This is a genomic window from Streptomyces tropicalis, assembly GCF_029269835.1.
In the GTDB taxonomy this organism is placed as follows: Bacteria; Actinomycetota; Actinomycetes; order Streptomycetales; family Streptomycetaceae; genus Streptomyces; species Streptomyces tropicalis.
On the sequence record NZ_JARJBB010000004.1, the window covers coordinates 208505 to 233390 of the forward strand.

The window sequence follows — 24886 nt, forward strand, 5'->3', positions numbered from 1 at the left end:
CGATTCTAGGGTAGGAGCATGAGCGAAGACCGGGGCGTGTCGCCTTCGGCCGTCCGCGCCTCGCAGGACGTCCGGGCTGTCATCAGGCGCCTGCGGCGCCGTATCCGCGCCGCCGCGGGCACGGAGGGCGTCAGCCTCGCCCAGGCGTCGGTGCTGGCCCGTCTCATGGACGACGAGGGGCTCACCACCAGCGACCTCGCGGCCGCCGAGGGCATGCGGCACCAGTCGATGGCGGCCACGGTCGCCGCCCTGGCCGACCTGGACCTGGTCGAACGGCACCGCGACCCCGGCGACGGCCGCCGCCTGCTGATCGCGCTCACCGCCGAAGGGCGCCGGCGGGCCGAGGAAGGCCGGCAGGCCCGGGGGGAGTGGCTCGCCGCCGAGTTGCAGAAGAAGTGCACCGAGGAGGAGCGCCAGGCCGTGATCGCGGCCATGGCCGTCCTGGAGCGGCTCGTCCGTGACTGACCGGACTGCCACCGCACGCGGCGACACCGGGAAGGCGGGCTTCGACCGGCGGCTCGTCCCCCCGATGATCCTGGGCTCGGTCCTGAACCCGGTCAACTCCACCATCGTCGCCGTCGCGCTGGTCCCCATCGGCGCCGCCTTCGGGGCCCCGCCGTCGCAGACCGCCTGGCTGGTCTCGGCCCTCTACCTGGCCACCGCCCTCGGGCAGCCGGTCGTCGGCCGGCTGATCGACCTCTTCGGCCCCCGCCGCCTCTTCCTCCTCGGCACCGGCCTCGTCGGTGTCGCCGGCGTCGTCGGCACCCTGGCCCCCGGCCTGGGGGTCCTGATCGCGGCGCGGGTACTGCTCGGCTTCGGCACGTGCGCCGGGTATCCCGCGGCGATGGCGCTGCTCCGGAGCGAGGCCGAGCGGACCGGCCGGGACAGCCCGGCGGGCGTGCTGACCATGCTGGCGGTCGCCAACCAGGCCATTGCCGTGATCGGTCCCCTGCTGGGCGGGCTGCTGATCGGGCTGGGCGGCTGGCGCTGCACCTTCGCGCTCAACGTCCCCCTGGCCGCGGTCTCGGTCGTCCTCGGCGCGCTGCGGCTGCCCCGGCAGCCGGTTGGGCGCACGCCGCCCCGGGGCGGGACGGTCGCGCAGCTCGACCTGCCGGGCATGGGCCTGTTCGCGGCCATGCTGGTCCCGCTGCTGCTGTTCCTGATGGACCTGCGCACCGGCACCTGGTACCTGCCGCTGATCACCGTCGCCGCCGGAGCCGCCTTCACCGTGCGGGAGTTGCACGCGAGGACGCCGTTCATCGACCTCAGGGTGCTCGGCGGCAACGCGCCTCTGCTGGCCACCTACGCACGGGCCCTGGTGGCGTACGTCGTCTCCTACGCCTTCCTCTACGGCTTCACCCAGTGGACGGAGGAGGGCTACGGACTCTCGCCCTTGCGCGCCGGACTGGTGCAGATACCGATGTTCCTCGTGGGGATCGCCGTGTCCGTCACCGTCGGCCGGCACCGCGGACTCCTCGGGAAGCTCCTGCTCGGCGCCGTCGGCCAGATCGCCGCCTGCGCACTGATGCTGACCCTCACCGCGGACAGCCCGCTGTGGACGCTGGTCGCCCTCGCCGTGGTCTTCGGCGTGCCGCAGGGCTCCAACAGCCTGGCCCTGCAGAACTCCGTGTACGTCCAGGCCGACCCCCGGCGCATCGGATCCTCCGCCGGCCTGCTGCGGACCTTCGCCTACCTGGGCTCGATGGTCGCGTCGTCCGCCACCGCCGCGTCCTTCGGGGAGCACGCGAGCACCGCCGGGATGCACCACCTCGCCCGGATCATGCTCGGCGCCGGGGTCCTCTACCTCCTGATCACCGTCCTCGACCACAGCCTGCGCCGCCGCTCGCACGGTGCGGCCGACCCGGCCGACCCCGCCCGGTCCGCGGACGGCGCGTGACCACAGCGTGACGACCAGGATCCTCAACCGCCGACGCGACGCCTCACGACGGGCACACGGGCGGGCACCCCGGCGAGGACCGGGGCGTGACCCGCACGCCACCACTGCAGGCTCGGCCGGCGCGTGCCACAGTCCCGGGTCCGTGCCCGCCGGGGCCCGGGCCCCGGCCCGCACGCGCCGCCGCCCGGCCCTTCGGCCCGCGTGGGCCGCCGCCGCGTCTCACCTCACGCGTGCCCCCGCCCGTACCGGTGCCCGGTCCGCGTCCGGGGTCCGCCGGCGGTACGGCGCGCTGACGGGCCCGCGACAGGGGACGGATCATCCGCTTTCCGCGCCGCGTATGGAGGGTTCCTCCATACGCCCCTTCCCTCGCTCTCGTATACGACCCGTGCGGGCGCCCCGCCCCCGGTCCCCGAGGCCTCCACCGCGTCCCCGAACAGGGGAACTTCGGGCGACTGCGCGGCGAACATGCCGCACATCGGTGCGTGCGGCCCGGCAGTGATCACACAGTGACGTTCACTCTTCCCGAACGTGAACACAAAGGGCCTGGAAGGGGTCCGCTCATGGCGGAGCCTGTATGTTTCAGGACGATTAACGAACGTAGGGAATCCGGCCATCCGGCCGGAATCGGTGATCGAAAACCCGGTGGTTCAGGGGTTGGAACGTTCGAATTCTGTGACTTCACGCCACTGCTTCAACACGCAAGGTTACTGAAACCTGCGGGTTCGATGTGAGTTTCGGCTGCGGACTCGGCAGACTCCCGCTCGCCGGTCCGGCACCGACCGAGTCGGACCCGGTATCTCTCATCGCATCAAGCGGAAGGAAGCACACAATGCGGAACACCGCGCGCTGGGCAGCGGCTCTCGGCCTGACGGCCACCGCCGTCTGCGGACCCCTCACCGGGGCCGCGCTCGCCGCTCCGTCCGGCGCCCCCGCCTCGCTCTACGCCCCCTCGGCCCTGGTGCTCACCGTGGGCCACGGCGAGAACGCCGCGGCCGCGACGCCCGAACGCGCCGTCACCCTGACCTGCGCCCCGTCGTCCTCCGGGACGCACCCGGCCGCGGTCCAGGCCTGCGCGGAACTGCGCGGGGTCGGGGGGAACTTCGACGCCCTGGTGCCCAGGCCGGACGTCCTGTGCACCAAGGAGTACAACCCGGTGGTCGTCACGGCCGCCGGCGTCTGGCAGGGCAAGCGCGTCGCCTACGAGCGCACCTTCGCCAACGAGTGCGTGAAGAACGCCGTCGTCAGCAGCGTCTTCTCGTTCTGAGACCGGGATCGCGTGGTCCTCGTGCACAACCGAGGGTTCTGTAACTGGGGAGTGCGGACCCTGTCGCGAGGACCCCGGCGATCTCGCACCGGGGGTCGGACGGGCGGAGTGGGGCCGCCCGCCGACCCCTGGTATCACTTTCGACCGCGCCGTCCGCGGAATCCCTCCGCCCATCCACCGGAGGGTCCCGCGGGCGGCGCGGCGTTGCGCCCGACGGCGCGGCCGCCCGTGCCCCGTGAGCGACGTCGCGCGACGGCCCGTCAGGCCATCTGGCGCCGTACCAGCTCGTGCAGGCGGCCGCCGGTGTCGGCGAGGAGCTCGGCCGGGGGGCCCTGCTGGGCGACCTTGCCGTCCTCCATCACGATCACCCGGTCCGCGTCCAGCACCGTCGACAGGCGGTGGGCGATGACGATGCGGGTCGCGTTCAGCTTGCGGGTGCTCTCGATCACCGTGCGCTGCGTGTCGTTGTCCAGGGCGCTGGTTGCCTCGTCGAAGAAGAGGATCCGCGGGCGGCGGACCAGGGCCTGCGCGATCATCAGCCGCTGCCGCTGGCCGCCGGAGACCGCGCCGCTGCCCGCGACGATGGTGTGCAGGCCCATCGGCATCCGCTTGATGTCCTCCGCGAGACCCGCCATCTCGGCCGCCGCCATCGCCTCCTCCGGCGAGCACGGCTCGGTGCCCCGGATCACGTCGAGGATCGAGCCGGTGAACGGCTGCGCGTGCTGGAGCACCACACCGCACTGGCGGCGCACGGCCGACTGGTCCAGCGCCGCCAGGTCCTGCCCGTCGTAGAGGACGCTGCCGGAGACCGGGGGGTCGAAGCCGATGAGCAGCCGCAGCAGCGTCGACTTGCCGCAGCCGCTCGGGCCGACGACGGCCACGAACTCGCCCGGCCGTATCTGGAACGACACGTCGTCCAGCACCAGCGGCCCGTCGTCGGTGTACCGGAACGACAGCCGGCGGGCCTCCATCGCCCCGGACAGCGGACCGGGACGGGTGCTCGCCGTGCGGACCTCGGGGGCCGCGTCCAGCACCGGCCGGATCTCCTCGAACAGCGGCAGCGCGGCCACCGCCGAGACGAAGGCGCCGGTCAGCTGGGTGACCGAGGTGAGCAGCATCGTCACCGAGGTGTTGAAGGTGAGGAACGCGGCCGCCGACATCGAGCCCCGCGCCGGGCCCGCCAGCAGCATGAACATCAGCAGCGTGCACACCGGCAGGTAGACCGCGCCCATCACCGTGGTGAGGTTCTTGATCCGGCCCACCTTCTGCTGCAGCTCGCGGCTGTGGGCGAACTCCGAGGCCCAGGCGGCGTACGCGTAGTTCTCGGCGGCCGCCACCCGCAGCTTCGGCAGCCCGCGCAGCGTCTGGAACGCCTGGTTGTTCAGCTTGTTGCCCAGCACCACCAGCCGCCGCTGCCAGCGCACCTGCCACAGGCCCAGCCCGAGGAACGCCGCCGCGATGACCACCAGCATGCCGATCGCGGCCATCGCCATCGACGGGCTGAACCAGAACAGCAGCACCAGGTTCATCACGCCCACCGTCACCGACTGGGCGACGACCGGACCGACCCCCGCCAGCAGCCGCCGGATCGCGCTGATGCCCATGGCCGCGCTCGCCAGCTCGCCGGTGGACCGCTCGGTGAAGAACTTCGTCGGCAGTCTCAGCAGCCGGTCCCAGACCGCCGGCTGGAGGGTGGCCTCGATACGGCCCTCCAGCCGGAGGATCGTCAGGTTCTCCAGCAGCATGAACGCCGCCGCCACCACGCTGCTGACCATCACCGCCAGGCAGACCTGCACGATCAGCCCCTGCTGCGCCTTGGGCACGTACTGGCCGAGCACCCGGCCGGTGGCGACCGGGACCAGCGCGCCGATCGCGACCGTCACCAGGCCGCTGAGCAGAAGGTTCAGCAGATCGCCGCCGGTGCCGCGCAGGCTGAAGCGCATCAGGCCGAACGGGGTGAGTCCGCGGTCCGGCAGAGGCCGGTAGAACATCACCGCGCGCGGCTCGAACTCCTCCGCGTTCGCCTTCTCGACCGGCGTCTCCCGGCCGGTGGCCGGGTGCACCGCGACGTATCCGCCGCGCCGCCACAGCAGCGCCACCGGCGCGCCCGACAGGGCCCGGTGGCCGACCAGCGGACCGACGTCCTCCCGCCACCAGGTGCCGTCCAGCCGGACCGCGCGGATGCGCACCCGGGAGGCCAGGGCCACCCGCTCGACCGGGTCCAGCCGGTCGGACTCGGTGCCGCTCTGCGGCGGTTCGGACAGGGTGATCCCGGCGGCACGGGCGGCCAGCCGGCACGCCGCGTACGTGGCGTCCGCGTCGGCGGCCGTGGTGCGCTTGTCCGAGGAGCGGCCGATGGACGCCAACAGCGTCCGGTCGGCCTGGGCGCGGACCGCCTCACCGGCCTTGATACCGGCCGCGGTCCGGGTCTCGTGGGTGCGCTCCAGCTGCTCGATCCAGCGGTCCAGCGTGGTCAGCAACCGGTACTGCTGGTCCACCATGCTCTGCCACACGGCCGGGTCCATCAGCAGGTCGGCGGCCGCGTCCGCGCCGTACAGCGCCCCGTACTGGACGCTGCCGGGCGGCACCTGCATCCAGAAGACGTCGTCGTCCGTGGGCGCGGCGGCGCGGTCGTCGGCCATCGGGGCCTGGAAGAGGACGGACAGGCTGCGGCCCACGCCGAGCGCGAGGGCGTACTCCAGCGGGCTGGACGTCGGCGGCACGTACTGGGGGTTGCCGTACTCGTCGTACGACCAGGTCTGGGTGTCGGCGGGCTGGTACAGCTCGCGCAGGCCGATGCGGCGCACCACGCAGTCCCGCAGCGGCCGCGCCACCAGCGTGTGCTGCGGGCCCGCGACCGGGCCGAGGATCAGCGAGCCGGCCTCCAGGCGGCCGAGGTGGTGCCACTGGCCCTGCTGCACCGAGTCGACCGCGAAGAGGTCCACCGCGCCGGCCGCGACCAGCCACAGCACCTGCGGGCCCTCCAGGTCGATCCGGTTCAGCCCGGTGCAGTCGACGGGCGTGCCCAGGGACCCGAGCGCCTCCACGACGAGGTCCCCGTGGTGCCCCTCATGCTGGGACGTCATCTCACCGCTCCCTGACCAGCGCGGCGTACGCGCCGCCGCGCGCCACCAGCTCCTCGTGCCGCCCGCGTTCGACGACCGTGCCGTGCTGGAGGACGACGATCTCGTCGCTGTCGCGCACGGTGCTGAGCCGGTGCGCGATGACCACGCAGGCACAGCCGCGCCGCCGCAGGTTGTCCATCACCGTCTGTTCCGTCTCGGCGTCCAGCGCGCTCGTCACCTCGTCCAGGACGAGGATGCTGGGCCGCCGCACCAGGGCGCGGGCGATCTCCAGCCGCTGGCGCTGACCGCCGGAGAAGTTCCGGCCGTCCTGCTCGACCCTGCTGTGGATGCCGCCCGGGCGGCGCACGACGACGTCGTACAGGGCCGCGTCGCGCAGCGCCTCGACCACGGCCTCGTCCGGGATCGACGGGTCCCACAGGGCCACGTTGTCGCGGACCGTGCCCTCGAAGAGGAACACGTCCTGGTCCACGAAGGAGACGGAGGCGGCGAGCGCCCCGCGCGGAATGTCCTCCAGGCGCTGCCCGTCGATGCGGATCACGCCCTCCCAGGGCGTGTACAGACCGGAGATCAGCCGGGACACCGTCGACTTGCCGCTGCCGGAGCCGCCGACCAGGGCCACCTGCCGGCCCGGTCCCACGGTCAGGTCGAACCCGGTCAGCAGCGGCTTGTCCAGCGGGCTGTAGCCGAAGGTGATGTTCTCCAGCTCCACGTGGCCGTGCAGCCGGCGGGTGGAGTCGGCGCCCCCGGCACGGGAGTACAGCGGATCCGCCTGGAAGTTCTCCACGTCCTTCAGGCGCGCCACGTCGGCCGCGAAGTCCTGGATGCGCCCCGCCACGCCGTTGAGCCGGGTCAGCGGCGCGGTGAAGCGGGTGACCAGCGCCTGGAAGGCGACCAGCAGGCCGACCGAGATATGGCCCTCGATCGCGCGGGTGCCGCCGATCCACAGGATGAGGGCGCTGTTCAGCGTCGCCAGCGTGGGCGCGACCACGCCCAGCCAGGCGCTCGGAACGCCGAGCCGCTGCTGCTCCTCCAGCGTGGTGGCGTGCTGTCCCGCCCACTTGCGGAAGTAGCCGTCCTCGCCGCCGGTCGCCTTCATCGTCTCGATCAGCTGGAGCCCGGTGTACGCGGTGTTGGTGAGCCGGGCGGTGTCCGCGCGCAGCTTCGCCGTGCGGGTCGCGCGCAGCCGTACGACGAACCGCATCGCCACCACGTTGAACAGTGCGACGCCGATGCCGACGAACGTCAGCTGCGGGTCGTAGGTGTAGAGGAGGAAGGCGTACAGCACCACCACGATCGCGTCGACGCCTGCCGCCGCGAGGTCGCGGGCGAGGGTCTCGGCCACCTGGTCGTTGGACTGCAGCCGCTGCACCAGGTCGGCGGGGCTGCGCTGGGCGAAGAACGTGACCGGCAGCCGCAGCAGATGACGCAGGAAGCGGGCGCTGGACAGGGTGGAGGAGATGATCCGGCCGTGCAGCAGGTTGGCCTGCTGGAGCCAGGTCAGCACCACCGTCAGCAGCACGCACGCGCCCATCGACGCGAACAGCACGCCGAGCAGCGAGGTCTGGCCGCCGATCAGGAACATGTCGATGTACGTGCGGCTGAGCGCGGGCACCGCCGCGCCCACCGCCACCAGCAGCAGGCTCGCCAGCACCGCCGCGGGCATGGTGCCCGCGGTGCCGCGCAGCCGGGCCGGCATGGCGCCGAGCACACCGGGCTTGCGGCCGCCCTGCGCGAAGCCCTCACCGGGCTCCATCACCAGCACGACCCCGGTGAAACTGCTGTCGAAGTCCTCCATGGGCACGAACCGGCGGCCCTTGGCCGGGTCGTTGATGTAGACCCCGCGGCGGCCGAACCGGCGGCCCATCCCGTCGTAGACGACGTAGTGGTTGAACTCCCAGAACAGGATGGCCGGCGTGCGCACCTCGGCGAGGGCGGCCGTGTCCATCTGCATGCCCTTGGCGGTCAGGCCGTAACTGCGGGCCGCCTTCAGCAGGTTGCTGGCGCGCGAGCCGTCCCGCGAGACGCCGCAGGCGATGCGCAGCTCCTCCAGCGGGACATGGCGGCCGTAGTGCCCGAGCACCATGGCCAGCGAGGCCGCACCGCACTCCACGGCCTCCATCTGGAGCACGCTGGGGGTGCGGACGGTCCGGACGCGGCCCTTGGGGACGGGACGCTTGGGCGGGGCGGCGCGCCGCCGGCTGCGGGTCTCCTGTGCGGTGGTCACGGCAGCAGCCAATCGAGCGGACGCTGGTCGGCCAGGCGGATCGAGGCCGTGGCCGGGGTCATGGAGTCGAGCCGGAACGGGGGCCCGTCCGCGGAGGACCACCGGTAGCCGCTCCGGGACCCCGGTGCCGTCTGAAGACGGACGAGCACCGCGACCGGGCGGCCGGACCGGGTGAACTGCTCGCCCAGCTGGGCGTCACCGAGGAACGCGGCGATCTGCTGCGCGGACTGGGCGGAGCGGTCGACCGACTTCACCCGGCCGCGCAGGACGCCGTACTGCTGGGTCGGCACCGAGGACACGGTGAGGTCGACGGCGGCGTCGGCGGGGATGGAGGCTGCGTTCTGGGCGGGCACGTAGACCGTGGCGTACAGCGGGTCGGAGGCGCGGGCGATCTTCTCGACGGCGGCGATGTTCGCGCCGGTCTGCACGATCTGCCCGATGGTCGCGGCGAGCGCGGAGACACGTCCCGCGGCGACGGTGCGCACGACCTGCTCGCCCTGGGGGGTGCGGACCTTCACCACCGGGGCGCCGGCGGCGAGGCGCTCGCCCTCCCGGGCGAGGACCGCGGTGACCTGGCCGGAGACCGGGCTCTGCAGGAGGTAGCTGCCCTCTCCGTGGGTGAGGATGGCCGGGGCGCCGACCGTGGAGCTCACGGACCCCGTCACGGCCCACACCGAGGCGGCCGCCATGGCGACCAGGGCGACGGACAGCACGAGCCAGCCCTGGGGCCGGGCGAGTCGCACCGGAAGGTCGAGTTCCTCCGGAGACTGGAGCTTGGCGAGGGCCTGTTGGCGGAACTGCACGGAACTTCCCTCACCTGTACGGATGTGCGGGACGGAACTCTACCGGCACCCGGGGCGCGGGCCATGCGCGGCCCCCGGAGGCGGGACTTTTACGGCACCCGAGAGTCCCGAAGCCGGCATACGGCTCCGGGACTCACCGGCAACGAGGTGCGATCAGAGACCGGCAACCAGGCCCGAGACCGGGGCGACGTTGAGGCCGGTGACGCCCTCGACGGTGCCAACGGCCGTGTCGGCCAGGCCCGAGACCGGGGCAACGCCGTCCACCAGGCCGGTGGCGGTGCCGAGGGCGTTCACGGCCAGGCCGCCGGAGACGTTGTCGAGCTCGGCGTCGGAGATCTCGACGGTCTCAACCTGGGGGGTGGAGTTCATGATGGAACTTCCCTTCGTATGGATATTTCACAAGGGGGGAGCGGCCCCCTCTGGGGACAGATGGACGGCCGCGACGCGGGCACCGCGGGCAGGCCCGTTTCCGGAACCCTGCAGTGGCCCCCGCGACGTCATGGATCAAAGCACGCGGCTGCGTGGCGATTCCACCCAACCCGTGCTCTCACCAGGGCACTTGTCGCCCGGTCCCGGCCATACGTGCAGGAGTGCGCACCGCTTGGGGGCGAATTCTTCACATGCCCCGCCGCTTCGGTCCGTGCCGCCCTCCGCGGCGGGTGCGACGAATCCGGCACTCGTCATCAAAGGCGTCGCGGGGGGCGCGCGGATGTGCAGATCCGCTGCCCTCGGTGACTTCGTTGAGCATTCAATGTGCAGATTCCCTGAAGGCAGGATTCCGGATGCCGTTCGCAACAGAGCGTCACCCACCCCTTGCGGACCGTGTCGGTCCGGACCGGTGCACCGGTGCACATCGTTGTGATCAAGCCATCCGTGACGGCCGTTCCGCCCCCGCCCGCGCCCGCCGCCGACCCGCCCGCCGCGCGCCCGGACACCCTGCCGAGGGTGGCCGATTCCGCTTTTCCCCGGGGCGAGTTGGCAAACGGAATTGAACGCCCCGCTCTCCTCCTCCGTACCAACAGCCATCCAGGCGTCCCCCACCAGCTGCCGAACGGCGTTGCTGACCCCGTCCCTTGGAGGTCGAGAAGTTTGAGTCACAAGCGAATTCCGAAGCGCAAGGCCGCGATAGCGGTGGGCGGCGTGGCGGCCCTCGGCGCGGCGGCCATCCTGCTGCCCAACGCCAACGCCTCCCAGGACGGCGCGGCGAACACCGCAGCGCCCAGGACCTTCAAGGCGGCGGACGCCTCGGACCTCGCCTCGCGGCTCGCCACGTCCCTCGGCGACTCGTTCGCCGGGTCCTACTACGACAGTGCCAAGAAGCAGCTCGTCGTGGACGTGGCGGGCGGCGACGCCGGCACGGTCGCCCAGGCGGAGAAGGCCGGCGCGACCGTCCGCCGGGTCGCCAACAGCCGGACCGAGCTGAAGTCCGCCGCGAAGACCCTGCGCACCAAGGCCACCATCCCCGGCACGGCGTGGGCCGTGGACCCGCGCACGAACAAGGTCGTCGTCACCGCCGACCGCACCGTCACCGGCACCAGGTGGAACAGACTGCAGTCGACCGTCCAGGGCCTCGGCTCGGGCATGGCGACGCTGAAGAAGTCCACCGGCACCTTCAAGAACTTCGCCTCCGGCGGCGACGCCATCTTCGCCCAGGCGCAGGGCGGCACCGTCCGCTGCTCCCTCGGCTTCAACGTCACCGCGAGCGACGGCAGTCCCGCCTTCCTGACGGCCGGCCACTGCGGGGTCTCGGCCAAGCAGTGGTCCGACGCGCAGGGCGGCCAGCCGGTCGCCACCGTCGACCAGGCCACCTTCCCCGGCAACGACTTCTCGCTCGTCAAGTACGACGACCCCAGCACCCAGGCACCGAGCGAGGTCAACGTCGGCAACGGGCAGACCGTGCAGATCACCAAGGCGGCCGATGCCACGGTGGGCCAGCAGGTGTTCCGCATGGGCAGCACCACCGGCCTGCACAACGGATCGGTGACCGGTCTCGACGCCACCGTCAACTTCCAGAGCGAGACCAACCCGGGCGGCACCGACACCGTCAACGGCCTCATCCAGACCGACGTGTGCGCCGAGGCCGGAGACAGCGGCGGCTCCCTGTTCACCCAGGACGGCAGCGCGGTCGGCCTCACCTCCGGCGGCAGTGGCGACTGCACCAACGGAGGCGAGACCTTCTTCCAGCCGGTCACCGCCGCGCTCCAGGCGACCGGTGCGACGCTCGGCGCCGGCGGCAACGCGGGCGGCAACGGCGCCGGCCAGCAGTCCGGCGGCGACCAGTCCGGCACCGCGAGCCCGGGCGACCAGTCCGGCGCGGGCACGGCGAACCCGGGCGACCAGTCCGGCGCGGGGACGGCCGCACCCGGCAACGGCTCGGGCTCCGACCAGTCCGGCGCGGGCGCGGGTGACCAGTCCGGGGCGGGGACGGCCGCTCCCAGCGACGGCTCGGGCACGGGCACGGGCACGGGCACCGGCAACGGGTCGGGCACGGGCACCGGCACGGGCGACGGCTCCGGGATCAGCTCGGGCAACTGAGCCGCGCACCCCACGCCACTGACCGGCCCGCCCAGCGGTTCCGGTCGGCCAGTGGACCGGTCCGGCCCTCCGACGGGAGGGCCGGACCGCCCCCTTTTCCGGGGCCGCCGCCGGGGCGCCCGCGGCTCAGCTGCCGCTCCGCGCCCGCAATAGCAGCAGCGCCACGTCGTCCGCCCGCTCCCGCGCCGCGGCACTGTGCCGCACCAGGCAGTCGGCCAGCCGGTCCAGCGGCACGTCCCCGGCGTCGCCGAGCCGCTGCCCCAGCTCCGCGAGCGCGTCCTCGATGTCCACGCCGGGCGACTCGACCAGCCCGTCCGTGTAGAGGGCGAGGACCGATCCCGGCGCCAGGCCGACCCGCGTCGTCGGATACGTCGCCGACGCGTCGATGCCCAGCAGCGGGCCGCCCGCCAGGTCGAGGACACGCACCCGCCCGTCCGGCCGCCGCAGCAGCGGCGGCGGATGCCCCGCCCGGGACATCACGGCCGACCCGTCCACCGGGTCGAGCCGCAGGTACAGGCAGCTGGCGAACAGTTCCACCCCCAGGTCGATCAGCAGCCGGTTGGTGCTGCGCATGACGTCCTGCGGCTCCTGACCCACCGTGGTGTACGCCCGCACCGCGGTCCGGATCTGCCCCATCAGGCCCGCCGCCGTCACGTTGTGCCCCTGCACGTCCCCGATCACGGCGGCCGCCAGCGGCCGGGTGGGCACCAGATCGTAGAAGTCGCCGCCGATCTCCATGCCCTGAGTCGCCGGCAGATACCGGGCGGCCGTGTCGAACCCGCGCAGCCGCGGCAGCGTGCTGGGCAGCAGCGCCTGCTGCAGCCCGTGCGCGAGGCGGTGCTTGGCGTCGTACAGCCGGGCCCGCTCCAGGGCCTGCGCGATCAGCCCGCCGAGACTGGTCAGGACCGCCCGCTCGTCCGCCGGGAAGTGGTGCGGCTCCGCGTAGGCCAGGACACAGGTGCCCACCGGGCGGCCGGACGCGATCAGCGGCAGGAACGCCCAGGCCGCGAAGCCGTCGCGGACCGCGTGCCGCGCCGGATACAGCCGCTCCAGCTGCGGCCGCGAGTCGAAGAAGGCGGGCACCCCGGTGCTCAGCACGTGCGCACCGGGCGTCTGCGCGGTCAGCGGGATGCCGTGGAAGTGCTCCACGGCCCGCGCGTTGCGGTAGCCGCGATGGCCCAGCACATGCAGCCGGCCCCCCTGCGAGCCGAGGATCAGCAGGGCCTGGCTGCCGACCGACGGGGCGATCTCGTCGGCCACCAGGTGGATCACGTCCTGCACCCCGACCGCCTCGGTCAGCGCCCCCGCCAGACTCAGTACCTGAGAGATCGTCACCAGACTGGAGGGCCCCTCGCCCGGCACCGGCACGGACCGGCGGCCCAGCTCCGCCACCGCCCGGGCCCGGCTGATCCGCACGCTCAGCCCGGTGGGGCTCGGATACATGCGGAACGACAGCCAGTCGCCCGGCGGCCGCAGCGCCACGAAGGACGTGACGTGCTGGCTGATCAGGGCTGCCCGGTAACGGTCCTCGTACATCGGGTCGTTCAGCCACGGCACCGACGTCCACATCCGGGTGCCCAGCAGCTCGCCGACGGGCAGGCCGAGCAGGTCGGCGGCGGCCGCGTTGGCGTACGAGATGCGCCCGTGCAGGTCGAGCGAGGCGAGCCCGTAGGGCAGGCGCATGACCATCCGGGCCGCCTCGACCATGCCGAGGGTGCCGGGCGCCCCGCCCGCCGGGGGCGCGGGCAGCAGGTCGGACTCGCCGCGCAGCGGCCTGCGCTCCGCCGCGGCCCGCTCCAGCCGCACCGCCAGCCGGTCGCACGCCGCGGTCAGGTGCTCCCGCTCCCAGTCGGAGAGCACCGGGGGGTGCGAGGCGGGCCAGGTGACGAAGACGGCGCCGTACGCCGCGGTCGGGGTCGCCAGCGGCAGCGCGGCGAGCGCGAACGGATACGGCAGGACGACGGCGATCCGCGGGAAGCGCCGGGCCATCTCCTCCTCGCCGCCCACCCAGACGAGCCGCCGCTCGCGGACCGCCTGGGCGACCGGGATGGGAGCGCTCAGCCCCACCCGCTCCCACGGGGCGGCGAAGGCGCGGGGCATGCCCGCCATCACCGCCATCTCCAGCACCGGCTGGTCCTGCGCCAGGAGGTAGAGGGCCCCCGAGTGCCCGTGGATCTCGTCCAGCATCGAGGCCAGCGCGAGGGACAGCAGCGGACCGCCGCCGCGCGGATCCGGGGCCGCCGGCGCCGTCCGGGGGGTGCGACCGATCGACACGCCGACCACCTCCTCGCCCGGCCGCGCGACGGGTCTCGGCTCAAGGCTCCCTCCTGGCGGCGCGGCGCGCACGGCGAGCGGTGCGCCGTCGGAGCGGGGGTGACCGCCGGTGCCGCGGGCCGAGTGATCACGGGGCGGTGCGGCGGCGCCCTTACCCGCCCGCAGCCCGGCCATGCCCCCTCACTCGAAGCGTGCGACGGGGCACGAGCGCCGCACGTGCGCCCCCGCGCAACGCGATGGCCGGATCTTCGCGCCCCGGGAGGGTCGAGCCCGCGAACAATGGGCACGCGCTCCATCACACCGAGCGACGTCGAGGGGGAGCAAGGGGTGGCAGTGATACGGGTACTTCTGGTGCACGACGCGTGTCTGGTGAGATCGGTCCTGGCGGACTGGCTGCGCCGCGAGCCCGACCTCGGGGTGTACGACACCCCGTGGCGCAGCGCGCCGGGCCGGGTGCGGTCGGTACGGCCGGACGTCTGCGCCGTGGACCTCGACTGCTCCGACGCCTACGGGCTGCCCCCGCTCGGCGAGCTGGGCGCGCGGGCCGGCGGCGCGGGGCGGCCGCGGTTACTCGTGCTGGCGACGGCCAGCCGGCCGGGGCTCCTGAAACGCGCCATCGAGGCGGGGGCGCTCGGCTACGTGGACAAGGCGGGCTCCCCGGACCGGCTGGTGCGCGGCATACGGCGGGTCGCCGAGGGGGAACGTTTCGTCGACGACTCGCTCGGGTTCGGCTTCCTCAAGGCCGCCGAGATGCCGCTCACCCGGCGGGAGCTGAGCGTGCTGTCCCTGGCCGCCGAGGGCGCCTCAGTCGCCGAGATCGCCGGAAGCCTGCACCTGTCCCACGGGACCGTGCGCAACTACATGGCCGCCATCACCCGCAAGACCGGCGCCCGCAACCGCATCGACGCCATCCGCATCTCCCAGGGGGAGGGCTGGCTCTGACCCGGTGCCGTCCCAGCCGGCGACCAGCTCCCGGTAGAGCGCTGAGCGCTCCAGCAGCTCCTCGTGCGTGCCGTACGCCGGATCCCGCCCGTCCATGACCAGGATCCGGTCCGCGCGGCGCGCGGAGCTGATCCGGTGCGCCACCACGACCAGCGACCCGCCCGGCCGGGCGGCGAACGCCCGCTCCGCCCGGGCCTCCGCGTCCGGGTCCAGATGGCAGGTCGCCTCGTCGAGCAGGGCGAGCGGGGCCGGGGACAGATAGGCCCGGGTCAGCGCGACCAGCTGCCGCTCGCCCGCCGAGAGCGCCGCCGGCTCCACCCGGCCCCCGAGTCCGCCGAGCGCCTCCAGCAGCGGGGTCAGGCCGACCGCGTCGGCGGCCGCGAGCAGCTCCCGGTCCGCCACCGGGCCGGGGCGCAGATGGGTGAGGTTCTCGCCGAGGGAGCCGGTGAACACGTACGCCTCCTGCGGGATCAGCACCCGTCGCGCGCGGGCCGGGCCGGAGCCGACGGGCAGGCCGGCCACCGTGATTCCGCCCCGGTCCGGGACGAGCAGTCCGGCGGCCAGTGCGGTGAGCGTCGACTTGCCGATCCCGCTCGGCCCGACCACCGCCAGGTGCCCACCGGGCGGCAGCACCAGGTCGAGACCGCGCAGCACCGGCTCGCTGTGCGGTCCGTAGGCGAAGGCGACACCGGTCAGGGAGAGCGCGGCGACGTCCCGGGCGTGCCCGCCGGTCGCCCCGGAGGGCGCGGCGGGTTCCGCCGGTCCGTGGAGGGGGGCGGCGGGCCCGACCGATTCCCGGCCGGGGCGGGCGAGCCCGCCGGGACCCGGGGCCGGGGAGCCGGCGGGCCCGGGACCGTCCGCCGGGTCCTCCTCCGGCGTCCGCTCCGCGTGCGCCGCGCCCGGCGGGGCCAGGCGGCGCAGTACGACCGTGAGCCGGGCGCCGCTGGTGCCGAGACCGTGCACGAGGCTCTGCAGCGCGGGCAGCAGCGACCCGGACACATAGGCCAGGGCGCCCACCAGCGCGCCCGCGGTGACCCCGTGCGCCAGCAGCCACGGGGCGGCGGCGAGCAGCAGCACGACCGGCAGGTGCCCGCCGAGCGCCAGAGCGGCGACGCGCACCACCGACCACCGGGCCAGGGAGCGCGCCGCGTCCCGCTCCGCCGCCACGGCCGCGCCGAGCTCGGCGGCGACCCGCGCCTCGGCGCCGGCCGTGGTGACGTCCCGCAGGCCCGGGCACACCTCGCCCAGCCGGCCGGCCAGTGCCTCGTCGGCGGCGAGGTAGACCTCCTGCCGCCGGGCCAGTGGCCGCAGGGTGGCCGCGAACAGGCCGACGCCCGCGGCGAGCGGCGGCACCACGACCACCAGCAGGAGGGGGGCCAGCGAGAACAGGCCGAGCAGCGCGCCGGCCGCCGTGAACACGAAGGAACGCGAGACCATCACCAGACCGGCGAAGGTGTCCCGGGCGATCTCCACCTGCTGGGTGAGCCCGGACAGTGCGCCCGCGTCCGCCTCCCGCACCCCGCGCGCGGCCACGTGCCGCACCAGACGGTCCCGGAGCGGCTCCACCAGCGCGGCGACCGCCGCGTACACCCGTCCCGTCCCGTACGCCCCGGCCAGTGCGCCGAGCCCGGCCGCCGCCAGCCAGGCCAGCCCGGTCCGCGGGCGCCCGGCGAGGAACCCGGCGTCCAGGGCCCGCGCCACGGCCCAGCCCAGCAGGAACGCCTGGGCGGCCTCCAGCAGCGACCATCCCCCGAGCCGCACCAGCACCGGCCACCGCCCCCGCAGAAAGCGCAGCCCGCGCCCCCACACCGCCCCGACGGCCCCGGCACCCCCGCCTGCGCCGGGTCCCTCGACGCGCTCCGCGCCGCAGCGTGCCGCACAGCCCTCCGCTTCCCCGGCCCGCGCCGTGTCCCGTGCGTCCCCGGGGCCATCGGTGCCCTGCGTGCCCTCGGGCCGCGCGGCGGTTTCCGGGCCGCCACGGCCCGACGGGGCCTCCGCGCCCCGCGGCCCCGGGACACCGTGCCCGCCGCCGGGGCGCAGGCCGCCGTCCGGATCCCCGGGCTCCGCGAGCCGTCCGGCGCCGTCGGTCACGGTGGCGCCTCCCGCGCCTCCGGCCTCCGTGCCGCCCTCCGGGACACCGAGGCCCGCGACGCGGTCCGCGACGCCGGGTCCCACGACGCGGTCCGCGACGCCGGGTCCCGTACCGCCGGGTCCCGCGCCCCCCGTCGGGTCCCCGTGCCCCGCGGCACGCGCCGTTCCCGCCGCGGTGTCGGTGTCCTCCGGTCGCCGTCCGGTCGTGGTCACGGTCGCTCCTTCCCGGTCGTGCGGTCCGACGGCGGGGCGGTCGCAGTCCCGCTGCCGGGCGCGGGCCCGGTGGGGGCGCCGTTCGGGGGAGAGGGCGGTGCGGTGGTGTTCGTCCCGGTGGGAGGGGGCGGTGCGCTCTCCGGTGGGTCGGCGAAGATCCGGCGGTACGCGGGGTCACGCCACAGCTCCCGGTGCGGGCCCAGTGCCCGGATGCGGCCGGCGTCCAGCCAGGCCACCGTGTCGGCGCGGGCCGCGGTGGCGGCGCGGTGGGCGACCAGCAGGCGGGTCGTGGCGGATCCGCCCGACGTCAGGGCGCGGGCGATGTGGTGCTCCGTCACCGTGTCGAGGCTGGACAGGGCGTCGTCGAGCACCAGTAGGCGCCCCCCGCGGGCGAACGCGCGGGCCAGGCCGAGGCGCTGGGTCTCCCCGCCGGACCGGGGCGCGTCGGCGCAGGCGGTGCCGTAGCCGTCGGGGAGGCGGCGGACGAAGGCGTCCGCGCGGGCCGTGCGGGCCGCCTCGCGGACCCGGGCGGGGGAGGGGGCGGTGAGCCCGAAGCCGATCGCGTCCCCGACGGTCGTCCCGAGCAGGACCGGCCGCTCGAAGGCGTAGGAGACCGCGCCCCGCAGCTCGTCGTGGGCGAGTTCGCGCAGCGGCACCCCGTCCAGCAGCACCTCCCCGGCGTCCGGATCGGCCAGGCGCCCGGCCAGCGCGGCGAGCAGCGACTTGCCCGAACCCGACCGGCCGACCACCGCGAGGGAGGTCCCGCCGGGCACCTCCAGGTCGATGCCGGCGAGCACGGTCTGCCCGCCGCGCCGCGCGGTCACCGAGCGCAGCTCGAGCCGTCCCGGCCCGGCGGGCAGCCGGCGGGTGCCGTGGGCCGGGGCGGGCTCCTCGAGGACCTCACTCAGGCGTGCGGCCGCCGCCCGGGCCCGGACCAGGGCCGAGAGCTGCCCGACCAGCACGCCGACACCGGTGGCCAGCACCGCGTACCGGGACGCGGCGAGCACTTCGCCGACGGTCAGCCGGTGCCGGGTCAGCAGCAGTCCCGCGACGGCGACGACGGCGAGCTGGAGCAGCGGCCCGACGGCGACCGTGCGGGCGGCGGCGCGGCCCTGCGCCCGCCACATCCGGTGTCCGGCGCGGGACAGTTCGGGCAGCGGGCGCAGGATCCGCGCCGTCTCGCGGTCCGCGGTGCCCGCCGCTGCGACGGTGCGGGATCCGGCGACGGCCTCGGCGAGTGCCGCCGCGATCCGCCCCTGGACCTCCTGGTAGCGGGCGGCGCAGTCGGAGGAGTCCCGAGCGAAGGCGCGCAGGACCAGGGCGAGTACGGGCGCCCCGGCCAGGAACACGACGACGAGCCACGGGTCGACCAGGCCGAGGGCGACCACCCCGCCGACGGGACCGGCGAGGGCCGCGACCGACGCGGCGACGGCCGCGGGCGCCGAGCCGGCCTGCGCGGCGGAGCCGACCAGCCGGGCGACGAGGTCCCCGGAGCCGAAGCGCGCCGTGGCGCGCGGGCCGAGCGCCAGCACGTGCCCGGTCAGCCGCCCGCGCAGCCACGCGGTGGCACCGGCCTGGACGGTGCCCTCCAGCACCGCCCCGGCGGCGTCGAGGACCACGAGCAGCAGGACGAGTCCCGCGCAGTACAGGGTCCAGCGGGCGGCCGGGGTGTGGGCGAGGAGCAGGTCGAGGGTGTGGCCGAGCACCGCCGGCAGCAGGAGTCCGGCGCCGGTCGCCGCGGTGCTCACCAGGCTCAGCGCGACGCAGCGGGCCGCGCCGTACCGGACGGCGGAGCGGAGCAGCCCGTGGTCCGGGCGGGTGCCGTCCGTGGTCCGGGACGGGCCCGAGTCCGGGCCCTGCGGGCGGGGCGCCGGGCCGCTCCGTGCCCCGGTGCGGGTGCCGGAGGGGGTCGTCATACGCCTGCCGCCTCGCAATCCTTCGGTGGAACGGACCGCGGGCGGCCCCTCCCGCACGGGGAGGGACCGCCCGGGGCCGGAATCGGCGGAGATCGTCAGAGACAGAGCAGAACGCTCGCCGCACTGATGCAGGACAGCAGGCTCGCGGTGCTGGCGCCGCCGCCGTGGTTCTCGTCGGACTCCATCGTCTGCAGGTCGAGCAGGGCCATGTCAGGTCCTTTCCGTTGATTCCCTTGATGGGGACGGGGTGGTGTCACGACTCCGTCAGATTGCGGAGCCGCGTTCGTGGGGCCGCGGGAGCGGCGGGAGGAAGGGCAGTCCGGCCCCGGCCCCGGCGTCGAGTGCCGCCGCGAGGGCGAGCAGGCACCCGGCCGTGCCGGTGGCGAGGTCCATGGAGAGCCGCATCATCTGGTGTCCGGGGAAGGCCAGCTGGCCCTCGTACGCCATCGCGTACCAGCCGAGGGCGCCGACCTGTTCGGCGAGCCGGGGCCCGGTCGCGCCGGGCGCGGTGGTGCGGGCGAGATGGAGGATCATCCCGGCGCGGCCCTGGAGGAGCCCGGGCTGCGCGTAGAAGCGCGAGGTGGCGGCGGTGAGGACGGCGTCGCGGGCCCGCTCGAACCGCTCGTCGGCGGCGTGCGCGAGGTAGTCGTCGAGGACCATGCCGACGCCCGCGCTGCCGTCGCCCAGGTACGGCAGGGTCCGCCAGCCCTCGTCGACCTCCAGACCGCCGCCGTTCTTCTGCACGACGCACCGGTCCAGGTCCCGGCGCAGGGCGACGGCGGCCGCGTCCAGCAGCTCCCGCTCGCCGGTCGCCTCGTACCGGCGGATCAGGAACAGGGCCGGACCGCTCGCCCCGCGCATCAGTCCGGCGCGCGGCCGTGCCGTGTCGGGGACGGGTTCGCCGAGCCGTTCCACCAGCAGCCGCGCAGCCTCGGCCGAGCGCTCCCGCAGCTCCCCCTCCCCGGTGCTGCGGGCCAGCGCGTCGAGGACCAGCCCCAGCCCGGCGAGGCCGCCGTGCAGGTCGGAGGACAGCTTCTGCCAGCGCTCCTTCAGGATCCCGTCGACGAGGTCCAGGGCCCGCTGCCGGTGCCCCAGCCCGTCCAGGACGTGGGCCACGCCCGCCAGGCCGTCGTACAGGCCGAGCGGGGTGCCCGCCGGCGGCGGCGCGGTGTGCGCAAGGAGCCACCGCTCGCCCTCCTCGTACCGCTCGGCACCGGTGGCCGCCAGCGCGTGCAGCACCCCGGCCGCGCCGTGCGCGAGACCGAGGCCGCCGCCGTCGGAGAACTGCGCGATGTCGCCGGGGAAGAGCCGGTCGTCGCGCTCGGGGGTGGCCGAGGCGAGGAGGGCCTTGACCATCGAGTCCCGGCTGAAGGGCCAGTCCGCCGGGTCCACCAGGGAGGCCGCGGCCGCCCGCGGTGCCGTCGTGCGCACCCGGGCCGCCGAGGAGCCGGAGGTGTCCTGGGCCCCGGGCGCCACGGGGACGGAGGCGTCGCGGGTGATCTCGGCGACCGCCTCGTCGAGGAACTCCCGCGGGACGTCCGGGAACTGCCCGGCGATCACGTCCGCGAGGTGGGCGGCGTGGCCGCGGTCGACCACGAACAGCGTGGTGACCGGCAGGAACAGCGCCAGCCGCAGGCAGGCCAGGGCGTAGCGGTCGACGTCGGCGCCGCGGCGGTCCGGCGGGGCGAAGAAGCCGGGGTGGGCGACGACCTGCCGGCCGCGCTCCTCCACCGGAGCCGCCGCCTCGAAGTCGATGAGGCGCACCGACTGCTCGTCCGGCGTGACCATGATGTTGAAGACGTGCAGGTCGTTGAAGACGATCCCGCGGGCGTGCACCGCCTCCACGGCCCGCTCCACCTCCCGGTGGATGCGCAGCGCCCACGCCGTGTACGAGGCGACCGCGTCGGGGTCCGGGTCCGGTGTCAGCAGGGGGTGGCGCTCGCCGAAGTAGGAGTTCAGCGGGCGCCCCTCCACGAAGTCCATGACCAGGAAGCGGTGGTCGCCGAGCGTGAACCAGTCGCGCACCTCGGGGACGACCCCGGTGCCCGCCACCCGCTCCAGCGCCTCCTTCTCCCGCTCCAGGCGGGTGATCGCGTCCGCGCCGTCCGCGGCCAGCCCCGCGTGCGGCCGGCCCTCCTTCAGCACCACCCGGCGCCCGTCACGGGTGTCGGTGCCCGCGTACACCCCGCCGCCGTTGGAGAAGTGCAGCGCCTTCTCGATCCGGTACGGCAGCTCGCCGACCGTGGTGGTGTTGCGGGCGGCGAGGTGCGGTGCCAGGAAGGACGGCAGCGTCACCCACTCGGGGACCTGGAAGGACGGTGCCCTCCGGTCGGGCACCGGCCGCCCCTCGCCGTCGTGCACCGCCGGGACCAGCGTGCCGCGCTCGTCGACCACGAAGGTCCGCGCGAACGCGCCGTAGCGGACGTAGAGCGGGCCGTCGCCCCAGCGCAGGTCGGTGAGGATGTACGGCCCCTCGAAGCCTTCCAGCAGCGCGCCCAGTTCGCGCAGCACCGTGTGCAGCTGCTCCTCGCCGGCCGGGTAGACGGTGACGAACTTGCCGCTGCCGTCGCGGGCCGCGTACTTCGTGTTCCGCAGGTGCAGCAGCTGGGGCCCGGGCACGAACTTGAAGGGGATGCGGCGGGGCACGCAGTAGTCCCACACGATCGTGGCGATCCGCCCGGCGTTCGCCGCGGTGGCCGAGGCGTGGATCTTCCAGCCCTGCGAGGGTCCGGGGACGGGCCGCCGGTCGGGGCCGAGCGGGGTGAGCGTGAGCCAGTCGCCGATCCGCGCCGCGTCCCAGCCCTCGGGCACCGGGCGCCGGGCGGTGTCGTACAGCGGCGTGGCGTCGGGCCCGCTCCCCGACAGCCGCTCCGGCGTGTCGTAGAAGTGCCGGTCGGCGAGGGCGTACACCTCGTACCGCTGGTCCATGTGGGCTCCCCTCCCTGGTCGGCACCGAGCCTTCCAGCCGGGCACGGGGCGCCGACAGTCACGCCTGTCACCAGAGCGGCGTGCGGAACGCACGTGTCAAGATGTGTTCGGCGCTGTTCGACGGACGGCCCCTGGCGCCCGGCGAACCCGTCGCAGGGGCTGCGCGGGCGGCCGATACGCGCTGTAATGTCCAACGTGGTCAGAGAGGGCGCTACGACACGCAGAACGCGAACGCTGCGTGCCGAACTTGCCCTCGGATCGATCACGTCCGGACCGTCCTCCCCCGACCGGGCGCGCCGCGTCCTGGAACAGGCCCTCGTCTTCTCCGGCTCCGCCTTCGCCGCCGTCTACGCCACCGGCGGCGATCGCGGCGAGCTGCTGTGCCTGTGCGAGTCCGCCGGGGTGCCGCGCAGCCTGTACGGGCTGCGCGACTCCTACCCGATCGAGGGCAGCGCCCCGGCCTCCGGGGCGCTGCGCACCGGCCGCCCCGTCTGGCTCGGCCCGGAGGAGCTCGCCGGGTGCGCCGACGCCCGCCGGATGCCCGCCGGCGACGTCTGTCTGGCCGTGCTCCCGCTGCCCGGCGGCAGCGGCTGCCTGCTCGCGGTCACCGAGAGCCCCGGCGGCTTCGACTCCGAGGACCGCGCCTGCCTGGAGCTGATCGCCGCGGCCGTGGCCTGCCCGGCGCCCGCCGAGACCGCCGACGCCGGGGACCTTCCGCCGCATGCCTTCAGCCTGGCCATGGACTCCGGGCGGGTCGACGTCGGCGACGGCATCCTCGGCCTGTTCGGCCTGGGCCGCGCCGCCTTCGACGGCAAGGTCGAGACCCTGCTGTCGCTCACCGTCCCCGACGACCTGCCGTCGCTGATGTCGGTGGTGGAGGCCGACCACATGTCCATCGGCGAGCGCGAGCTGGAGTTCCGCATCCTCCAGCCGACCGGGCCGCCCCGCTGGGTGCGGCTGCGCGGGCGCCTGCTGGCCGGCGGCGAGGGCCGGCCCGCCCGGTTGACCGGCACCCTCGCCGACGCCTCCGCGGCGCGGTCCGGCGTCACCGACGTCGCCCGCGTGCAGCGGCTCGCCGCCACCCTCGCCATCGCAGGCACCGTGCGGGACGTCAGCCAGGCCGTCGTCGCCGCCCTGCGCAAGCCGCTGCGGGCCGACCGGATCGCCCTCGCCGAACTGGAGAACGACCGCCTGGTCGTGACCGTCCTCGACCCGCCCGACCCGGAGTCCTGGCCCGAGCTGTGGCGGCTGGAGTGGCGCAGCGAATGGCCGGACGCGCCGGTGCGGGCCATGCCCACCCTCGCCGCCGCCCTCCGGGAGGGCCGCGCCCAGATCTGGCCGGCCGGAACCGCGCTGGAGCCTGCCCTCGCCGACGTCGGCCCCGGCGGTCTCGCCGTGCTGCCGCTGCCCGGCGGCAGCCGGATGGCCGGCGCCTGCCTGATCGGCTGGGACGCCCCGCACGACTTCGGATCCGACGAGCGGGCCCTGCTGACCGCCTCGGCCACCCTCGCCGGGCAGGCCCTGATGCGCGCGCACGCCTTCGACGCCGAGCACGAACTCGTCGGCATGCTCCAGCGCACCCTGCTGCCGCGCCGCCTGCCGAAGCTGCCCGGCGCCGAGGCCGTGGCCCGCTATCTGCCCGCCACCGCGGGACTGGAGGTCGGCGGCGACTGGTACGACGTGATCCCGCTGCCCGACCATCACGTCGCCCTCGTCATCGGCGACGTGCAGGGCCACAGCGCCGGTGCCGCCACGCTGATGGGCCAGATGCGCACCGCCTTGCGCGCCTACGCCGCCGAGGGCCACCCCCCGGACGTGGTGGTCTCGCACTCCAACCGGCTGCTGCTGGAGATGGGGACGGACCTCTTCGCCACCTGCGCCTACGTCGACGTGGACATGGAGGCCGGTTCCGCCTGGTGCGTCCGCGCCGGTCACCTGCCGCCGGTGCTGCGCCACCCGGACGGCACCGTCGAGGTCGTCGAGGGCGAGGGCGGACCCCCGCTCGGGGTGGTGCAGCAGGCGGCGTTCCCGATGACGCCGCTGCGCTTCCAGCCCGGCACGGTCCTCGCGCTGACCACCGACGGCCTGGTGGAGGCCCCCGGAACCGACATCGACGACGGCATGGACCGGCTCGGCCGCGCCCTGGCCGGAGCGGACCCCGCTCATCTCGGCCTGGTCGCCGACGCCCTGCTCGCGGGCGCCCGCCGCAGCGACGACATCGCGCTGCTCCTCATGCGCTACGACGGCATGGCCGTGCGCCCGCTGCGGGAGAGCTGGACGGTGTGGCGGGTGCCCGAGGCGGTCCGGCACGCACGCCGCTTCACCCGGCGCACCCTGCGCTCCTGGGGCGTCGCCGACCAGGGCGACGCCGTGCTGCTCATCGTCTCCGAGCTGGTCACCAACGCCCTCGTGCACACCGAGGGGCAGGTCCGCCTGGACCTCGTCCTCGTCAACCACCGCCTGCGCGTCGCCGTCGCCGACGGATCGCCCCGCACCCCGGTGAAGCCGACGAGCATCGGCTGGGAGGCCACCGGCGGGCGCGGCATCCTCCTGGTCGAGGCGATGTCGGCGGCCTGGGGCTCCCTGCCGCTCGGCGGCGGCAAGCAGGTGTGGAGCGAGATCGTGCTGGACCACTGATCCGGCCGCCGGCCCGCGGCGGCCGGGGCCGTCCCGCCACACGGGTGCGCCGTGCGGCCGTCCCGGCAGGTCGCAA

At 74.9% G+C, this 24886-nt stretch carries 14 protein-coding genes and 1 pseudogene; 6 read left to right on the forward strand and 9 right to left on the reverse strand.

Annotated elements, in window-relative coordinates; translation table 11 throughout:
• Nucleotides 1–18 precede the first annotated feature (18 nt).
• The 3 genes from P3H78_RS10040 (at nt 19) to P3H78_RS10050 (ending at nt 3161) form a co-directional block, all read left to right on the forward strand.
• The gene (locus P3H78_RS10040; protein ID WP_276108522.1) at nt 19–465 is read left to right on the forward strand and encodes a MarR family winged helix-turn-helix transcriptional regulator; all 447 of its coding nucleotides are present in this window, start codon (nt 19–21) and stop codon (nt 463–465) included.
• Nucleotides 458–1897, forward strand: coding sequence for an MFS transporter (locus tag P3H78_RS10045; RefSeq protein ID WP_438827934.1), 1440 nt, complete (start codon nt 458–460; stop codon nt 1895–1897). Before P3H78_RS10040 ends, P3H78_RS10045 begins: the two co-directional genes overlap by 8 nt.
• A gap of 829 nt (nt 1898–2726) precedes the next feature.
• Nucleotides 2727–3161, forward strand: coding sequence for a protease inhibitor (locus P3H78_RS10050; protein WP_276108523.1), 435 nt, complete (start codon nt 2727–2729; stop codon nt 3159–3161).
• 260 nt (nt 3162–3421) lie between these two features.
• Here P3H78_RS10050 and P3H78_RS10055 read toward each other — a convergent pair whose 3' ends face one another.
• The 4 genes from P3H78_RS10055 to P3H78_RS10070 form a co-directional block, all read right to left on the reverse strand.
• Nucleotides 3422–6247: an NHLP bacteriocin export ABC transporter permease/ATPase subunit gene (locus P3H78_RS10055; protein ID WP_276108524.1), complete on the reverse strand. Its 2826-nt coding sequence runs from the start codon at nt 6245–6247 to the stop codon at nt 3422–3424.
• Nucleotide 6248: 1 nt separating this feature from the next.
• Nucleotides 6249–8471, reverse strand: a complete 2223-nt coding sequence (locus P3H78_RS10060; protein ID WP_276108525.1) for an NHLP family bacteriocin export ABC transporter peptidase/permease/ATPase subunit — start codon at nt 8469–8471, stop codon at nt 6249–6251.
• Nucleotides 8468–9274, reverse strand: a complete 807-nt coding sequence (locus P3H78_RS10065) for an HlyD family efflux transporter periplasmic adaptor subunit (protein WP_276108526.1) — start codon at nt 9272–9274, stop codon at nt 8468–8470. The genes P3H78_RS10060 and P3H78_RS10065 overlap by 4 nt, the downstream gene beginning before the upstream one ends.
• Before the next feature lie 153 nt (nt 9275–9427).
• Nucleotides 9428–9643, reverse strand: a complete 216-nt coding sequence (locus P3H78_RS10070) for a type A2 lantipeptide (RefSeq protein WP_276108527.1) — start codon at nt 9641–9643, stop codon at nt 9428–9430.
• A gap of 720 nt (nt 9644–10363) precedes the next feature.
• Here P3H78_RS10070 and P3H78_RS10075 point away from each other — a divergent pair.
• Complete coding sequence (locus tag P3H78_RS10075) at nt 10364–11809, forward strand: S1 family peptidase (RefSeq protein WP_276108528.1); 1446 nt, start codon at nt 10364–10366, stop codon at nt 11807–11809.
• Between the two features lie 126 nt (nt 11810–11935).
• Here P3H78_RS10075 and P3H78_RS10080 read toward each other — a convergent pair whose 3' ends face one another.
• On the reverse strand, nt 11936–14092 hold the full coding sequence (locus P3H78_RS10080; RefSeq protein ID WP_276108787.1) for a SpoIIE family protein phosphatase: 2157 nt from the start codon (nt 14090–14092) through the stop codon (nt 11936–11938).
• Between the two features lie 324 nt (nt 14093–14416).
• Here P3H78_RS10080 and P3H78_RS10085 point away from each other — a divergent pair, with 324 nt between their 5' ends.
• Nucleotides 14417–15025, forward strand: coding sequence for a response regulator transcription factor (locus P3H78_RS10085; protein ID WP_276108788.1), 609 nt, complete (start codon nt 14417–14419; stop codon nt 15023–15025).
• 279 nt (nt 15026–15304) lie between these two features.
• Here the strand turns inward: P3H78_RS10085 and P3H78_RS10090 are convergent.
• From P3H78_RS10090 to lanKC, 4 genes and pseudogenes are all read right to left on the reverse strand, one after another.
• Nucleotides 15305–16462: pseudogene (locus P3H78_RS10090) on the reverse strand (ATP-binding cassette domain-containing protein); the annotation flags it as partial.
• A gap of 863 nt (nt 16463–17325) precedes the next feature.
• The gene (locus P3H78_RS10095; protein ID WP_276108529.1) at nt 17326–19245 is read right to left on the reverse strand and encodes an ABC transporter transmembrane domain-containing protein; all 1920 of its coding nucleotides are present in this window, start codon (nt 19243–19245) and stop codon (nt 17326–17328) included.
• 95 nt (nt 19246–19340) lie between these two features.
• The gene (locus P3H78_RS10100; protein ID WP_276108530.1) at nt 19341–19454 is read right to left on the reverse strand and encodes a SapB/AmfS family lanthipeptide; all 114 of its coding nucleotides are present in this window, start codon (nt 19452–19454) and stop codon (nt 19341–19343) included.
• A gap of 55 nt (nt 19455–19509) precedes the next feature.
• On the reverse strand, nt 19510–22173 hold the full coding sequence (gene lanKC, locus P3H78_RS10105; RefSeq protein ID WP_276108531.1) for a class III lanthionine synthetase LanKC: 2664 nt from the start codon (nt 22171–22173) through the stop codon (nt 19510–19512).
• Nucleotides 22174–22359: 186 nt separating this feature from the next.
• On the opposite strand from lanKC, the gene P3H78_RS10110 reads away from it, so the two are divergent.
• A complete protein-coding gene (locus P3H78_RS10110; RefSeq protein ID WP_276108532.1) occupies nt 22360–24810 on the forward strand; it encodes a SpoIIE family protein phosphatase in 2451 nt (816 codons plus the stop codon).
• Nucleotides 24811–24886: the final 76 nt, after the last annotated feature.

Excerpts from the sequence above, each read along its gene's own strand:
- lanKC (WP_276108531.1), bottom strand. The coding sequence starts at position 22,173 with ATGGACCAGCGGTACGAGGTGTACGCCCTCGCCGACCGGCACTTCTAC.
- P3H78_RS10100 (WP_276108530.1), bottom strand. The coding sequence starts at position 19,454 with ATGGCCCTGCTCGACCTGCAGACGATGGAGTCCGACGAGAACCACGGC.
- P3H78_RS10040 (WP_276108522.1), top strand. The coding sequence starts at position 19 with ATGAGCGAAGACCGGGGCGTGTCGCCTTCGGCCGTCCGCGCCTCGCAG.
- P3H78_RS10050 (WP_276108523.1), top strand. The coding sequence starts at position 2,727 with ATGCGGAACACCGCGCGCTGGGCAGCGGCTCTCGGCCTGACGGCCACC.
- P3H78_RS10055 (WP_276108524.1), bottom strand. The coding sequence starts at position 6,247 with ATGACGTCCCAGCATGAGGGGCACCACGGGGACCTCGTCGTGGAGGCG.
- P3H78_RS10110 (WP_276108532.1), top strand. The coding sequence starts at position 22,360 with ATGTCCAACGTGGTCAGAGAGGGCGCTACGACACGCAGAACGCGAACG.
- P3H78_RS10095 (WP_276108529.1), bottom strand. The coding sequence starts at position 19,245 with ATGACGACCCCCTCCGGCACCCGCACCGGGGCACGGAGCGGCCCGGCG.
- P3H78_RS10070 (WP_276108527.1), bottom strand. The coding sequence starts at position 9,643 with ATGAACTCCACCCCCCAGGTTGAGACCGTCGAGATCTCCGACGCCGAG.